This window comes from Methanospirillum hungatei, assembly GCF_020216685.1.
Classification (GTDB): Archaea; Halobacteriota; Methanomicrobia; order Methanomicrobiales; family Methanospirillaceae; genus Methanospirillum; species Methanospirillum hungatei_B.
Map to the genome: position 1 here is coordinate 1 of NZ_JAIWNS010000150.1, position 12,630 is coordinate 12,630.

Sequence of the window (12,630 nt, forward strand, 5' to 3'; positions counted from 1 at the left end):
GGGTACAGAGTTTGAACAGTACTAAAGGAATTTAAGGTTGTAACGATCTCCATTATAATATATATTATTTTATATAATATTAAATCTTTCTCTATGAAATTCTCATTGAAGGATTTCCCATATCACTAGAAATTCAGACAGAGCCGTTTTCAAATACTCCCTAAACCAACTGATAAACAGTACGTATAACTGTTGATTATCAGTTGTTAATTAGGAAGTGAAATTAAATAAAAATAAATAACAGGAAGTCAATTTGTTATTGCATGATCGGTAAATTTTCAATGGGGATCATTACTCTTGTGCTGGGAGCAATGCTTCTCTGTGGGACAGTATCAGCTGCTGATGTAACACTTCCTGAGCACAGTGCAGATCGTCTATTAATTGGGACCACAACCAGTCTTGATGCAACCAAACTTCTTGATGTACTTGCAGAGAAATTTGAAGCTGCAAACAATGTCGATGTACAGTGGGTTGCAGTAGGAACTGGTCAGGCTCTTGAATATGGTAAGAACTGTGATGTGGACATTGTCATGGTCCATGACCGTGTTGCCGAAGATAAGTTCATCGATGAAGGTTTTGGAGTTGATCGTCGTGTCTTTGGATATAACTACTTCCTCCTTGTCGGACCTGAAAACGACCCGGCAAAGGTTTTTGGACTGAATGGAACTGAAGCATTCATGGCAATAGAAAAGGCTGCAGGACAGGATCCATCAATTGTCTTTGTATCCCGTGGAGACAACTCCGGAACCCATTCACGTGAAAAACTTCTCTGGAAATTAGGTGGATATGACTATGCAGAGATCAACACATCACCCTGGTATCGTGAAGCCGGCGCTGGAATGGGTCAGACCCTTTCCATGACAAATGAACTTCAGGGATACACCTTAAGTGATTCTGCATCTTGGGGAACATATCAGAGCAATCTTACTCTTGTTCCGCTCGTTGAGAATGATCCAGCTTTCTTGAATGTCTATGCAGTCATGCGGGTTGATGACAAAGTCTGTCCTGATGTCAATACAGAGATGGCCAAGAAGTGGATCAATTTCATGATAAGTGATGAAGTTCAGGACTTGCTCTCTGTATATGGCGTAGAAAAGAACGGTGTTCCATACTTTAACCCAGGTCGTGGCAATGCAGCGATCATGGGAGTCACCAACGAAGAGACCAAAGATCCGGTTGTATAACCCAATCTTCTTTTCTTTTTCTAACCAACACAAATTATGAATGATCTGCTTACCGGTATCCAAACAGCATTTCTGCTGATACTAACAGCAGATTCAGAAGTGCTGGATATTACCTTCAGAACTCTTCAGATTACCTTTTCATCGGTTCTTATCAGCACAATAATTGCAATCCCCCTTGGAGCGATTATTACTTTCAATGAATTTTGGGGAAAAAAGAGTCTTATCAGCGTAATACAAACATTGTACGCCTTACCTACCGTCATTGTCGGACTATTATGTTTCATGATACTCTCACGGTCCGGACCACTCGGTACATTAGGGTGGATGTTTACTCCGAACGGTATGGTATTTGGTCAGACCATTCTGATTATTCCGATTATGACCGGGCTTACAATTGCAGCACTCCAGGCAATCGATCCGATTATTACCGATACTATCAGATCTCTTGGGGCTACCCGGTTTCAGTTTCTGAAAAGTCATCTTCGGGAGGCACGATTCACGATCATGGCGGCAGTAATTATTGGATTTTCACGAGCCATCTCTGAAGTCGGTACGGCCATCATGATTGGTGGAAATATCAAAGGCCATACCCGGGTTTTGACGACCGCGATATCTCTCCAGACGTCCATGGGTAATTTTAATCTCTCACTGGCTCTTGGTATTATCCTTCTTGTGATTGCACTCATTATCAATCTCTTCATGGGAATTGTCCAGAACAGGTAGGAATGGATGATTGACATAGCAGATATTACAAAAACATTTGACAAGAATACCGTCCTTACCGGTGTGTCTGAAACTATCAGAAAGGGAGAGATCTTTGCAATCATTGGCCCATCAGGACAGGGAAAGACCACGTTACTTCGGATTCTGGGTCTCCTTGAAAAACCAACAACAGGAGATGTACTTCTGGAAGGCAAATCCATTGTCAAGCTTTCAGATAATGATCCGGTTCGAAGACGTATCGGAATGGTCTTTCAAAACCCGGTTGCGTTCAAAGACTCAGTCTATCATAACATTGCTCTCGGCCTTCATTATCGGGGATTTGGTAAAGAGGAGATTCGAGAGAGAGTTCTTCAGAAACTTGATGAGATCGGACTTTCGGGATATGAGGAGAGAAAGGCGACAACCCTTTCAGGTGGAGAAAAACAAAGGGTATCTTTAGCCAGGATAATGGTGACTGGACCTGATATCCTGATTCTAGATGAACCTACTGCCAACCTTGATCCTGTTTCAACCGAAGTTATCGAAGATCTCATCCGCCATTATAATAAGAAACTTGGCACAACCGTCATCTTGTCCACACACGATCTCATACAGGGGCAGCGACTTGCTGATCGGGTTGCGGTTATGATGAACGGACATTTTATCCAGTCAGGAACAATTTTTGATGTATTTACCCGACCCTGTTCTGTTGATGTAGCGAAATTTATCGGGATTGGAAATATTCTGGTTGGAAAAGTCATCCGAAAAGAAGATGGATTATCTGTCATTCTGGTCCATGACGTCGAGATCCATGCAATCAGTAATGCCCCGGCAGGAACCAACGTTAGAATCGCAATACGGCCAGAAGAGATAACCCTGCATACTGGTCCAGACCGATGGTCAAGTGCCAGGAATGTTATCTTCGGAACCATTGAAGCGGTGAAACCATTTGGTATCATCAGTCATGTGAATGTCAAATCAGGAGAACTGACATTATCGGTTCAGGTAACGTGGCAGTCTATTCGTGAGCTGGATCTTAAACCGGGTGTTGAAGCAGTCTTATCATTTAAGGCCCCTTCAGTCCATATAATGCCGGAAGAGAATGGAAATGAGTGCATCTGAGAGGCCATTTCTCCACCATTCATACATCCTTTCAGAACTTGCCGGCTCAGCAGGAAATTTTGGGACGGTTCTTCCCCTTCTTTTCGCCGTTTCAGTATCATGCGGAATGAATATCTCGATTATGCTTCTTTGGGCCGCTGCATGGTATATCATAACAGGTCTCTATTACCGGATTCCCATCCCGGTTGAACCGCTAAAAGCTGTTGGTGCCATTGCTATTGCTGAGTCAGTCACTCCTCACCTGATTGCTGCTTCAGGTATTGTTATGGGGATCATCTGTTTGTGCATCGGATTTTTTGGATGGATGGATCGTGTCAGACAGGTCATTCCTGAACCGGTTATCAGGGGGGTACAGCTTGGCCTTGCACTCATTTTTATTAAAAGTGCAATTCCCGGTTTTATTCTGCCCGATATTTCCTTTGCATTATTATCTGTGAGTATTGTGGGAGCATTTTTCCTTACACGGAGAGTTGTGAAAATTCCGGATCTCTCTGCCCTGACCATAATTGTATCAGGATTTTTCGTTGCTATTTTTAGTGCAGGATTTCCATCTTTCATCTCAATTCCTGTTCCTCTTCTTGAAATTCCATCACCAAATGATTTTTTTTATGCAACTATCCATTTTGTGCCCCCTCAGCTCCCCCTGACCCTGACAAATGCGATCCTGGCAACATCTCTCCTGGCACATGATTTATTTAAAAGAGAAGAGAACCCAGATACAATTTGCAAAACGGTCGGTATGATGAGTCTCTCTGCGTCGCTCTGTGGAGGATTTCCGATGTGTCATGGTGCCGGGGGGCTTGCTGCTCATTACCGGTTTGGTGCAAGGGGCGGGCTTTCATTACTATTTGGGGGAGTGCTCCTATTTATGATAGGAATTCTCTGTTCGGACCTGGAGATTTCAGGTGCCCTTCCTGTTGGTATGTTCGGGGTTCTTCTTATTGTGGTAGCCGTTGAACTTGCAAAACATGGACTAAAAACAGATAATATTATTGTTTCAGGCTTGATTGCCGTGCTTGCGGTTCCATTTGGTCTTGCTATCGGGTTTTGTGCAGGCCTGATTCTTGCGTGGGTACTTATACACCGAAAGAACCATCTCACACCATGATTGGAGTTAATATTGCTCAGTTTTCGCAACCAACCAATAATCAAACCACCATTTCATGCCCACTAATGAGACGATGAATAAACTGGTTACTCCATTCGCAAGCATGACAGGAATATCGCCGCTTACTACTCCGTAAATCATCCAGAGAAAAACGCCAACAAGAAGCAGAAATAAAAGACCCCAGGAGAGATCATGTGCAGACCTGCTTTTCCATGTTTTAACAACCTGGGGAAGAAATGCTATCGTGGTGCATATACCTCCGATATACCCGGTATAAAGCAGCATATCCATACCAGATATCTGTTCAGTACCATATAGGGGTATTGAGAATCAGGAATGAAATCTTTCGTCCGCACTAATTTCAGGAACATTTTGTTGTTTATCTTCAAGCCACCCTGCTTTTGAATCCGGATATGCATCAAATTTCGGAACATATGGTTTCATATCGAGTAGCGGAGGCCCGTCCAGAATATCCACATCCCGGATGAAAAGTCGAGTTTCTTTCACATCTATTAACCGAATCACTGAAAACCCGATCCAATTTGGTCTTCGGGGAGCCCTGGTTGCAAAAAGACCTCTTTTTGTGGTATCAAAATATGGTGTCACCTGAAGTGAAAATCCATCACACCGATGAAAAAAATACAGAAGTATAATCCTCTCAAACCCGGTGATATCCGATAGTCCTTCCAGGTATTGTGGAAGTATATCAATATACCCTACAATGTCAGAAGCGCCTGATGGTTGAACCGGCATACCGGTTGGTTCAGAAAAAGGACTGTGTATTATCCCGATTGGGGTGACACAGCAGGTTTCCATTACTCGGCCCGGATTATGGTACCAACCTTTTCGCCTTTTATAGCCTGGGTAATCATTCCAGGTTTATGCCCATTCACTATCTGAACCTTTTTGATGTTTCTACACTCAAGCATCAGCTCAACGAGTTTTCGCTCAAGGACAAGATCTTCCATGTCCATTGCTATCAGTTCACTTGCAGTAATTTCTGGAATAAGCTCTGCATCCGGGTACTTTAGGGGGTGTTTGTCATAGAGCCCGTCTACATTCTTCGCTAATATACAGCTCCTGGCTCCAAGTACCTCTGCTGCCAGAAAGGCACCGGTGTCAGTCCGGTGAGGAGGAATACCGCCATTTGTCCGTTCAGACGGATGTTCATACAGCCCGTACGGTGGTGTGCCGTGGGTAACCGGGAGCGCCCCCATTCCAAGGAGGGTCGGCAGCTCAAGGAGATCGCTGGTATGAATTCGTTTTGCCTTATAGGGTGCGAGCAGGGTGGCCATCATCATCGCATTCTGCTCAGAAATCTTACTGGTCAGTTCCGCAAGAACCCCGGTTGGCATCCCCAGATCAAGGCCGATATCCATGATATGCCTGACCCTGACTCCTCCTCCGGTAATAATCATCAACTGGTGTTCTTTTGATAAAGCACCAATCTCATCAACCAGAGGAAGGACAACATCCCGGCCATAATCAATGATCCCATGTCCACCGATTTTTATTACATTCAGTTCAGGGAGGATTCGCAGGAGCGGGCGTTCGTTATACCGATCAAATAATCCTTTCCGTACCAGGGTTTCGCCCTGGAGTTTGTTAAAAATCTCATGTCGCTCGTGCATGGATCACCATAATAATTTATAAATAAGATGAGATACTATAGATATATTGTTGATAACCAACTGGTATACCACGTGTGTATACTTCTGTTGGTCTTTAGAGGTGAAAAAATTATGAAAATCTTTGTTCGTGAAAGACAAAAAGTCGGTGCGGGAGTCAAGAGCCCCAAATACCGTATCGTAGCCGTTACCGGAGGACAGATCCAGGTCGTTGCAACTCATTTCAGAAAAATTGAACTTGAGATGATCGCAAAGGAAGTCGGTGCTGAGATCGTCTGGCTTGAACCTGTTCCCGATGACCAGAAGAAAAAACACTAATTTCTTTTCCTGCATCCTTAAGAGTGTAAAACTCCTATTCTGTTCACATGCCATCGCTCTCAATCGAAGGCCTCTTTGAATCCGCGGTAAAAATTTTCCTTTTCGAAGATAACGCGGTAACTATAACGTTTTCCAGAGAAGGAATTCATATTAGATTCCCAACAACCCGGCGCCTTGCCGAGTACCTGGATGTACCACATTACTATATCCTCCCGTACTTTGCCATGATGGAAGAGCAGAATCTGGTAACACGGGCTGAACGGGTGGGTATACTCACAACAAGCAAAGGAACACAAAAAATCGTTTCATTCATGGCGCATCTTCATCCTGAAGAGAGTACTGCTATGCTTGGTGTAGCAGTTTTTAATGAGATAGTAAAAATGACAAAACATGATAATGAGGAGTGAGAAGATACCTCTCATACCGGAATGTGGATCGGATTGTAATATTCCGGTTCCCGATGGTGTACAGGATTTGTATAACCGACTTCTCATCTCTTCCATATATGAGCGGGGAACGTAAAAAATATTTATCTTTTGATGAATTGTAAGCTAAAATATGTACCAACTGATTTTCAACTGTTTTTCAACTGTTATATCAGAATGATTATCGTGCCTCTTCTAAAAAATTAGACCCAGTTTAATCGATTCATATCAGAAGTATGATACCTTCTGCCGTGTACCTGTATGAAGAATTATCACTCATTTGCCTTGGGTGGCAGGATTTTTATATGACTGTATATGTTTCACTTGATGATACCGATATGCCTGATAGTCCGGGAACCGGCAGACTTGCCAGGGATCTGTTCAGTCTGCTTGAACAACGATACCAGCTTCTTGGTATTACCAGACATCAGCTCTATGTTCACCCAGATATTCCTTACACATCCCACAATAGTGCAGCAGTCATACATATCCACACCGTCCTTCATGAAGAACAAGATGCACTATTTGATGAGATAGCGCGATTTGTTCGATCACGTGCCGCCAGAGGAAGTGATCCTGGAATCTGCATGGCCATCCATGAATCTGTTACTCCGGCTCTTATTCTCTTTGGAAAAGAGGCAAAATCAACCATTCTTACCCAGGACCAGGCAATGACCCTGGCTCTCCATACCAAAGTGCGTCTTGCAGGACTTAATGGAACCAAAGGAGGTATTATCGGAGCTCTTGCAGCCGTGGGCCTTGCAGCTAGTGGATCAGACGGAAGATACATACAGGTTGGAAAAATCAGAACACTGCGGGGTAAGGCAGTAATATCTGTAATTCATGATGCAGGAATCCCCGCCGTATATTCAATTGATGGAAAAGCAATTGATTCAGGAGAAGTCAGGTTTCGAAAGTTCCCCCAGCCAATGAGGATCAATCACTGTCCGGTACTGTTTGTCAGGGAAGATCAGGGTTCCTTAATAGTGGAACGGCGGGATTGAACGGCTTTTTTCAGACTCTCCTTTTTAAGCATTTAGTCATTGGTTATACCATCTGATCACAGGCCGGCGCGATCCAGTATAAGGTTTGCAAGGGCCTCTGCGGATTCGATTGGGAAATCGGTGGGTTTTATGAACCGTCCAAACAGGTCTCCGGTGTTACAGACGACAAGTCCGCCGACAGAAATATTGCTTTCTGCACCCTTCGGTAATCCGGCATAGACTTCATCCACGGATGATACCGGAAATTTGACTCCTTTCATCGCTTCGATCCACTTTGAGAACAATTCATCACGCATACCCATAGGAGGTATCTATAATACCCAGACACTAATAATTTACGAAATGTGTCCGATGATTACCTATAGATGCAATAATTTTCCGAGGGTATGATATCCGGTTCATCCACCATTATCGATACTGGGAAAAAAACCAGAGTACTTCACACTCAAAACAGATTCTGATACCATGCACGTTCCTCATCATAATGAACCTTCAGAAGATGAAAGTCGTTCAAATGAAACTATTCTTTCAGATTACTATACATCGCAGCGTATTTTAAAAGGGATCCATAAAGGACACGGCTGTCCGATATGCGGAAATACTGATGTAAAATCGAAATTATCACGACATACCTCTATCTGTGAATCGTGTCTTCAGAAGATGGAATCAGATAAATGCCTCATTGAGGAATATCTTTTTAAAAAAGCAGTCCGGTTGGAGAAGATAAGTTCTAATGAAATCCCTTTTTTAATATCGCTGACAGACCAGGAAAAATATAATCTCCTCTTCAGATTCTTTCAAGTACAAACCGACATCGGTCAAAAAGAAACACTTGGACTGGTCAGATATTTTGTAGATCTTCTTCAGATTCCAACAGACACTGATTACTTTTTCGAAACTTTCTATCCCCGGTATTTAAAAGAATTTACTACCAAACCCGGATTATTACCTCGATGGTGTACTGAAATACCAGTCGGCCTTCGGGAGATCAGAAAACCAGGAGAGATGATCCATTACATTGACACTATGGTGATATATGATCTGAAAGAAGTGTTCAAAAAGAAAAAAACAGGGAAACTTTTTACTCTGACCTGGGGGAGAGATCGGATTTACTCTCATGCCAAGGCTGGTGAAGAGACCGAATGGGAGTATTATGAGATCTATCAGGGGACCGTAGTTATCTCATCAGAACGGATAATTCCACTTCAATCAGACGGGACATACCCATTTATCTTCCTCATTGCTCGGATAACAAAACTTGCGATGAAACAGGATGGGATTGAGATTGTCATTGACGGCCGTGATCATCCATATTTTATTGCAGGACTGAATCAGAACCGTGGGTGGAATATCAGGTTCTGCCTTGAAAATCTGGTGAAAAAGGGGACCTTGATAGAGAAGAAATCAGATGAAGAACTGTAGCACCGGCCCTTTGGTAAATTTTTTTTTATCCCACATAATCTAAATTTTATAAAACTTTAGAAATGTTTGCGATAAGAGCTGCCTCTTTTCCGACATATGGAGATCCCGCCAGGCTTTCCATCATTTCTTTCCCAATGATAAGTTCTTTTTCTGCCTGGGGAGTGGTGATATTATCTGCTTCCAGAAGCATCTCAGACCTACAGAGATGCATGTATGCAGAACAAATCTCTTTATTATCTGACATTCTTTCCCCTGATTACACTATCCGGCCTGCTTCAAGTGGATCTCTGGCTCTGCAATCCCTTGAATATGCAATTCCTGATATCATCCTCCTGGATTTCAGGATGCCAGATATGGATGGATATGAAGGAATATCAAAATTCAAGCCGATGAGAATACCTGCGACATCCCAGTCATATTTATTAGTGCTCTGGACGACGTTTCCGATAAAGTGAAGGGTTTACCCTTGGGGCTGTGGATTATATCACCAAACCATTTCAATCTGAAGAAGTACTTGCGAGGATCGAGACACATCTGACTATTCACCGTCTGAAAAAGCAACTTGAACAGAGAAACAGTGACCTTAATAAAGAAATATTCATCAGAAAATAGGCTGAAGAGGAGTTACGGCGGTATCAGATTCATCTTGAGGAACTTGTAGAGGAAAGAACAGGCGAACTGAAAAATAGTGAGGAACAGTATCGTTCTCTTGTGAATAATCTGAATGCAGGTGTTTTTAGATTTGTCCCGACATCATCCGGACAATGGAAATGGGTAAATCCAGCCTTTTTAGCAATTTTCGGATACCCTTCTATTGATGAAATGGGGAGTATAAGGGTCATTGATTTATTTCAATCAGAAGATGACTATCATGACCTGGAAAAAATCTTCAGGAGACAAAAGTTATCAGAAATATTGAATTGAGGGCGAAAAAGAGGGATGGAACACCGATATGGATAACGGTCACTGCTCAGGTCAGATATCATTCTGCTGGAGGTGTAGCCTGGATTGACGGGATATGCGATGACATCACGGTTGAGAAGGAGCAGGAGCACAGGATAAAGACTGCTGTGGCACAGATCAATAAAAATATGGAGATGCTCGCGATACTCAATGATCAGATCAGAAATCCACTGACGGTCATCGCCTGTTATACTGCCGACCTTGGTGATGAGCTTGCAGACAATATCATGAAGCAGATCGCGGTAATTAACCAGATTGTTGATAAACTTTACAAAGGATGGATTGAATCAGATAAGATCCGCAACTTTCTTATGAAACATTATGGTATTGGATAATAATGTTTTTCTAGCATAGATCTGGTGATGAATATGGCATTCAAAGATATTTCATTTGATTTACACCCAAAAAGGAAGAAATGGATCCAAGACTGGTAATATAATGATGTAACAGTTTTTCTTCGGCACATTCGCGAATCACAATATATTTTATAGATGAGGCATTTACCTTCCCTTTTATCAGACCATTTCCTGACCCCAGGTTTAAGGATTCTTCTTCCCTGATGCACCCCGCCCCAATCATCAACGTCGGCGGACAGATATCATCATTTTATTTGAAAACCTTCCAAAAACCAGTTGCAACCGGTTGCAACTATTCATTTCACTTATTTCGCCTAGAGAGAATAAAAGGAGACGGATAGTCTGTGATAAACTTTCTTCTGTCCGGACCAGTAACAACAGACATAAACGGTAGGTTTCCCCCGGCATCATTCGCTGGGTTCACGATTCTCCATTAATCAGCATAATTTCATAAGAAATTAATTTCAGACTATTTTTAAACGGTTTTATCTACAGACCTTATACACTGTTTCATTCAATACTGGTATGTCACGGGGAGACCGAGCAGGCATAGAACATATCCGGGCACACAGGTCTGGATCATCTGTGCTTCACTCTCCGGATGAGAAGATGTACCTGCGTTCTGCATGTCCTCCTACATTGCAATAATCAGAACCCTTCTCATTATCCGAAGAGACAACCCGGGTATCTGCCCGTTACCACTCCCATAAAATTCCCACAGGAACAGACAGAACACCCCCATGGCCTGGCAGGATGTCAGGCCTTCCTCCTACACACAGGGCATTCTGAACGCTCCACCCCTAATCAGACCAGAGGTAAAAAAATGTTAACAAAAAGCAGATTCAGCACAAAGTACAATGAAAACCAGATAACCCTTATCAATTATCTGAAAACCCAGCTCCACAACGGAAGATGTTTTCTGAAGTCCAAATATATAGCAAAAGAGCTTGGCTTGTCTTCCAAGGAAGTCGGAACCAACATGGCAATACTCTCAGAAATCTGTCCTGAGTTCACCATTGAGCGATACAGTTACTCAAACAGTACAACCTGGCTTGTAACACCAGGAAAATCTCAGGGCTTTCAGAGAAGAATGGAATTTCCGGTCGCAACAGTCTGATGTGCAAATCACTGCTTATATCCCCCAATCTCTTTTTCATCTGATCGTATTCTCCTAAAAAATTGGGTCATTCCAGATTAACTGGCTCTAATATCCCAACCCGGTTCTCTTCCGTATCAATAATCGTTACGTACATCCCAATGCCAGATAGTAAGACCGGTTCACCTAAAATGCTTCCCTCGGCATCAGGTATTTTCCATTGCCTGACTGATATCACCAACAGCAATGACAATAGGGGCACAGGGGCATGTCAGGCTTTTTGGAAACCTACCATTAATTCCTCCTGACCGAAGAGGCAGATGCTCATCAGTCTTTAGTGTTGCAGCCAGTATGTAACTCACCCATCTCTTTTCCAGGGTGTTGCATCTGCCAGCCAAAATCTCTGAATTTAATGAAACAACTCGGATGCTGTCCTGAAATTTCAGAAAAATTATTATATGCTATTTTTATAATTATAACCATTAGTTATTAAATAACCATAAGTTATAATATAACTAATAGTGTATATATTATGAAGACATGTCAGGGAATGAACGAACAGGATTCGCAGAGTTCACCCATAATGTCAAGAGAGAAAAAATCAGATTGCGAGAAAAAGCAGATAATTATGAGACATAAAGCACGGTTTGCAGCCCATTCATTACATATGCAATACCCTGTACCGGATATGCCCCAGGATGATGCCCACCTCGTGTATATCCATGACAAACAGATCTTCGTACGAACAGGTGATAAACCGACCATATTATCAGACCTACCTTCAGATTTCCCAGAGGATTTTCATAAGAACATGGTGTATCTTGGTCACCTTGGTACAGCACCGTGTTATGCATTAAGTGTTCCAGATGGCATACCCCTTCCTCAAGGAGGATTGTTTTATCAAGTCCGGGAACTGGCAGGGCGTATATCGGATGATGAACTTGCGATTGCAGGACTGGGAGTTCAGCTCATCCATTATGACCTGACCACCCGCTTTTGTGGGAGATGCGGGTCTGCAACATCCCATTCACAGACCGAACGGGCAAAAATCTGTCCAAGATGTCATCAGGTCACGTATCCCCGGTTATCACCTGCAATCATTGTCCTTGTTCAAAACAAGAACTCCATCCTTATGGTCAGGGGAAGAGATGGCGCACCTGGACGATATGGTCTCATCGCCGGTTTCGTTGAACCTTGTGAGACAATTGAACAGGCGGTACATCGGGAAGTCTATGAGGAGACTGGCATTTCGATACAGAATATCAGGTATTGTGCCAGTGAACCATGGCCCTTCCCTGATTC

19 protein-coding genes are annotated in these 12,630 nt (G+C 42.9%); 13 read left to right on the top strand and 6 right to left on the bottom strand.

Features of this window, described 5'->3' with window-relative positions; all coding sequences use genetic code 11:
• Window positions 1–281: 281 nt before the first annotated feature.
• From LDL35_RS09540 to LDL35_RS09555, 4 genes are read left to right on the top strand one after another with little or no spacing between them, the layout of a single operon-like run.
• Window positions 282–1,184, top strand: coding sequence for a substrate-binding domain-containing protein (locus LDL35_RS09540; RefSeq protein WP_304022114.1), 903 nt, complete (start codon window positions 282–284; stop codon window positions 1,182–1,184).
• A 36-nt stretch (window positions 1,185–1,220) separates the two neighbouring features.
• On the top strand, window positions 1,221–1,907 hold the full coding sequence (locus LDL35_RS09545) for an ABC transporter permease (RefSeq protein WP_304022116.1): 687 nt from the start codon (window positions 1,221–1,223) through the stop codon (window positions 1,905–1,907).
• Between the two features lie 6 nt (window positions 1,908–1,913).
• A complete protein-coding gene (locus LDL35_RS09550; RefSeq protein ID WP_304022118.1) occupies window positions 1,914–3,008 on the top strand; it encodes an ABC transporter ATP-binding protein in 1,095 nt (364 codons plus the stop codon).
• On the top strand, window positions 2,995–4,116 hold the full coding sequence (locus LDL35_RS09555) for a putative sulfate/molybdate transporter (protein WP_304022119.1): 1,122 nt from the start codon (window positions 2,995–2,997) through the stop codon (window positions 4,114–4,116). Before LDL35_RS09550 ends, LDL35_RS09555 begins: the two co-directional genes overlap by 14 nt.
• 6 nt (window positions 4,117–4,122) lie before the next feature.
• Here the strand turns inward: LDL35_RS09555 and LDL35_RS09560 are convergent, their stop codons facing one another.
• Genes LDL35_RS09560 through LDL35_RS09570 form a run of 3 tightly spaced genes read right to left on the bottom strand, consistent with a single transcriptional unit; the run spans window position 4,123 to window position 5,747 of the window.
• Complete coding sequence (locus LDL35_RS09560) at window positions 4,123–4,407, bottom strand: SemiSWEET transporter (RefSeq protein ID WP_304022120.1); 285 nt, start codon at window positions 4,405–4,407, stop codon at window positions 4,123–4,125.
• Between the two features lie 39 nt (window positions 4,408–4,446).
• A complete protein-coding gene (tsaA, locus tag LDL35_RS09565) occupies window positions 4,447–4,932 on the bottom strand; it encodes a tRNA (N6-threonylcarbamoyladenosine(37)-N6)-methyltransferase TrmO (protein WP_304022121.1) in 486 nt (161 codons plus the stop codon).
• Window positions 4,932–5,747, bottom strand: a complete 816-nt coding sequence (locus tag LDL35_RS09570) for a uridylate kinase (RefSeq protein ID WP_304022122.1) — start codon at window positions 5,745–5,747, stop codon at window positions 4,932–4,934. Before LDL35_RS09570 ends, tsaA begins: the two co-directional genes overlap by 1 nt.
• A gap of 111 nt (window positions 5,748–5,858) precedes the next feature.
• Here LDL35_RS09570 and LDL35_RS09575 point away from each other — a divergent pair, with 111 nt between their 5' ends.
• From LDL35_RS09575 to LDL35_RS09585, 3 genes are all read left to right on the top strand, one after another.
• Window positions 5,859–6,062: a hypothetical protein gene (locus LDL35_RS09575; protein WP_011447562.1), complete on the top strand. Its 204-nt coding sequence runs from the start codon at window positions 5,859–5,861 to the stop codon at window positions 6,060–6,062.
• Between the two features lie 47 nt (window positions 6,063–6,109).
• Window positions 6,110–6,469, top strand: a complete 360-nt coding sequence (locus tag LDL35_RS09580; protein ID WP_304022123.1) for a hypothetical protein — start codon at window positions 6,110–6,112, stop codon at window positions 6,467–6,469.
• A 323-nt stretch (window positions 6,470–6,792) separates the two neighbouring features.
• Entirely contained in the window at window positions 6,793–7,491 is a 699-nt protein-coding gene (locus LDL35_RS09585; protein ID WP_304022124.1) for an ABC transporter substrate-binding protein, read from the top strand.
• Between the two features lie 56 nt (window positions 7,492–7,547).
• Here LDL35_RS09585 and LDL35_RS09590 read toward each other — a convergent pair whose 3' ends face one another.
• Complete coding sequence (locus LDL35_RS09590; RefSeq protein ID WP_304022125.1) at window positions 7,548–7,793, bottom strand: MTH865 family protein; 246 nt, start codon at window positions 7,791–7,793, stop codon at window positions 7,548–7,550.
• 163 nt (window positions 7,794–7,956) lie between these two features.
• Here LDL35_RS09590 and LDL35_RS09595 point away from each other — a divergent pair, with 163 nt between their 5' ends.
• Window positions 7,957–8,913 (top strand): hypothetical protein, encoded by a 957-nt coding sequence (locus LDL35_RS09595; protein ID WP_304022126.1) that lies wholly within the window; start codon window positions 7,957–7,959, stop codon window positions 8,911–8,913.
• Between the two features lie 46 nt (window positions 8,914–8,959).
• On the opposite strand, the gene LDL35_RS09600 is transcribed toward LDL35_RS09595, so the two are convergent.
• Window positions 8,960–9,124 (bottom strand): hypothetical protein, encoded by a 165-nt coding sequence (locus LDL35_RS09600; RefSeq protein ID WP_304022127.1) that lies wholly within the window; start codon window positions 9,122–9,124, stop codon window positions 8,960–8,962.
• On the opposite strand from LDL35_RS09600, the gene LDL35_RS09605 reads away from it, so the two are divergent.
• The 4 genes from LDL35_RS09605 (at window position 9,123) to LDL35_RS09615 (ending at window position 11,349) form a co-directional block, all read left to right on the top strand.
• A complete protein-coding gene (locus tag LDL35_RS09605) occupies window positions 9,123–9,368 on the top strand; it encodes a response regulator (RefSeq protein WP_304022128.1) in 246 nt (81 codons plus the stop codon). The two genes, LDL35_RS09600 and LDL35_RS09605, sit on opposite strands and share 2 nt — an antisense overlap.
• A 223-nt stretch (window positions 9,369–9,591) precedes the next feature.
• Window positions 9,592–9,837 carry a PAS domain-containing protein gene (locus LDL35_RS15345; RefSeq protein WP_369694912.1) on the top strand — a complete coding sequence of 82 codons (246 nt, stop codon included), beginning with the start codon at window positions 9,592–9,594 and terminating at the stop codon, window positions 9,835–9,837.
• Entirely contained in the window at window positions 9,834–10,211 is a 378-nt protein-coding gene (locus tag LDL35_RS09610; protein ID WP_304022129.1) for a hypothetical protein, read from the top strand. The genes LDL35_RS15345 and LDL35_RS09610 overlap by 4 nt, the downstream gene beginning before the upstream one ends.
• 844 nt (window positions 10,212–11,055) lie before the next feature.
• Window positions 11,056–11,349, top strand: a complete 294-nt coding sequence (locus LDL35_RS09615; RefSeq protein WP_304022130.1) for a hypothetical protein — start codon at window positions 11,056–11,058, stop codon at window positions 11,347–11,349.
• Between the two features lie 185 nt (window positions 11,350–11,534).
• Here the strand turns inward: LDL35_RS09615 and LDL35_RS09620 are convergent, their stop codons facing one another.
• On the bottom strand, window positions 11,535–11,690 hold the full coding sequence (locus tag LDL35_RS09620; RefSeq protein ID WP_304022131.1) for a hypothetical protein: 156 nt from the start codon (window positions 11,688–11,690) through the stop codon (window positions 11,535–11,537).
• Window positions 11,691–11,956: 266 nt separating this feature from the next.
• On the opposite strand from LDL35_RS09620, the gene nudC reads away from it, so the two are divergent.
• A partial coding sequence (gene nudC / locus LDL35_RS09625) for an NAD(+) diphosphatase (protein ID WP_304022132.1) occupies window positions 11,957–12,630 on the top strand: 674 nt, incomplete at its 3' end.

Bases quoted from the DNA above. Each gene is read 5' to 3' on its own strand.
- LDL35_RS09540 (WP_304022114.1), top strand. From the start codon at position 282: ATGGGGATCATTACTCTTGTGCTGGGAGCAATGCTTCTCTGTGGGACA.
- LDL35_RS09545 (WP_304022116.1), top strand. From the start codon at position 1,221: ATGAATGATCTGCTTACCGGTATCCAAACAGCATTTCTGCTGATACTA.
- LDL35_RS09550 (WP_304022118.1), top strand. From the start codon at position 1,914: ATGATTGACATAGCAGATATTACAAAAACATTTGACAAGAATACCGTC.
- LDL35_RS09555 (WP_304022119.1), top strand. From the start codon at position 2,995: ATGAGTGCATCTGAGAGGCCATTTCTCCACCATTCATACATCCTTTCA.
- LDL35_RS09560 (WP_304022120.1), bottom strand. From the start codon at position 4,407: ATGGATATGCTGCTTTATACCGGGTATATCGGAGGTATATGCACCACG.
- tsaA (WP_304022121.1), bottom strand. From the start codon at position 4,932: ATGGAAACCTGCTGTGTCACCCCAATCGGGATAATACACAGTCCTTTT.
- LDL35_RS09570 (WP_304022122.1), bottom strand. From the start codon at position 5,747: ATGCACGAGCGACATGAGATTTTTAACAAACTCCAGGGCGAAACCCTG.
- LDL35_RS09575 (WP_011447562.1), top strand. From the start codon at position 5,859: ATGAAAATCTTTGTTCGTGAAAGACAAAAAGTCGGTGCGGGAGTCAAG.
- LDL35_RS09580 (WP_304022123.1), top strand. From the start codon at position 6,110: ATGCCATCGCTCTCAATCGAAGGCCTCTTTGAATCCGCGGTAAAAATT.
- LDL35_RS09585 (WP_304022124.1), top strand. From the start codon at position 6,793: ATGACTGTATATGTTTCACTTGATGATACCGATATGCCTGATAGTCCG.
- LDL35_RS09590 (WP_304022125.1), bottom strand. From the start codon at position 7,793: ATGGGTATGCGTGATGAATTGTTCTCAAAGTGGATCGAAGCGATGAAA.
- LDL35_RS09595 (WP_304022126.1), top strand. From the start codon at position 7,957: ATGCACGTTCCTCATCATAATGAACCTTCAGAAGATGAAAGTCGTTCA.
- LDL35_RS09605 (WP_304022128.1), top strand. From the start codon at position 9,123: ATGTATGCAGAACAAATCTCTTTATTATCTGACATTCTTTCCCCTGAT.
- LDL35_RS09600 (WP_304022127.1), bottom strand. From the start codon at position 9,124: ATGCATCTCTGTAGGTCTGAGATGCTTCTGGAAGCAGATAATATCACC.
- LDL35_RS09615 (WP_304022130.1), top strand. From the start codon at position 11,056: ATGTTAACAAAAAGCAGATTCAGCACAAAGTACAATGAAAACCAGATA.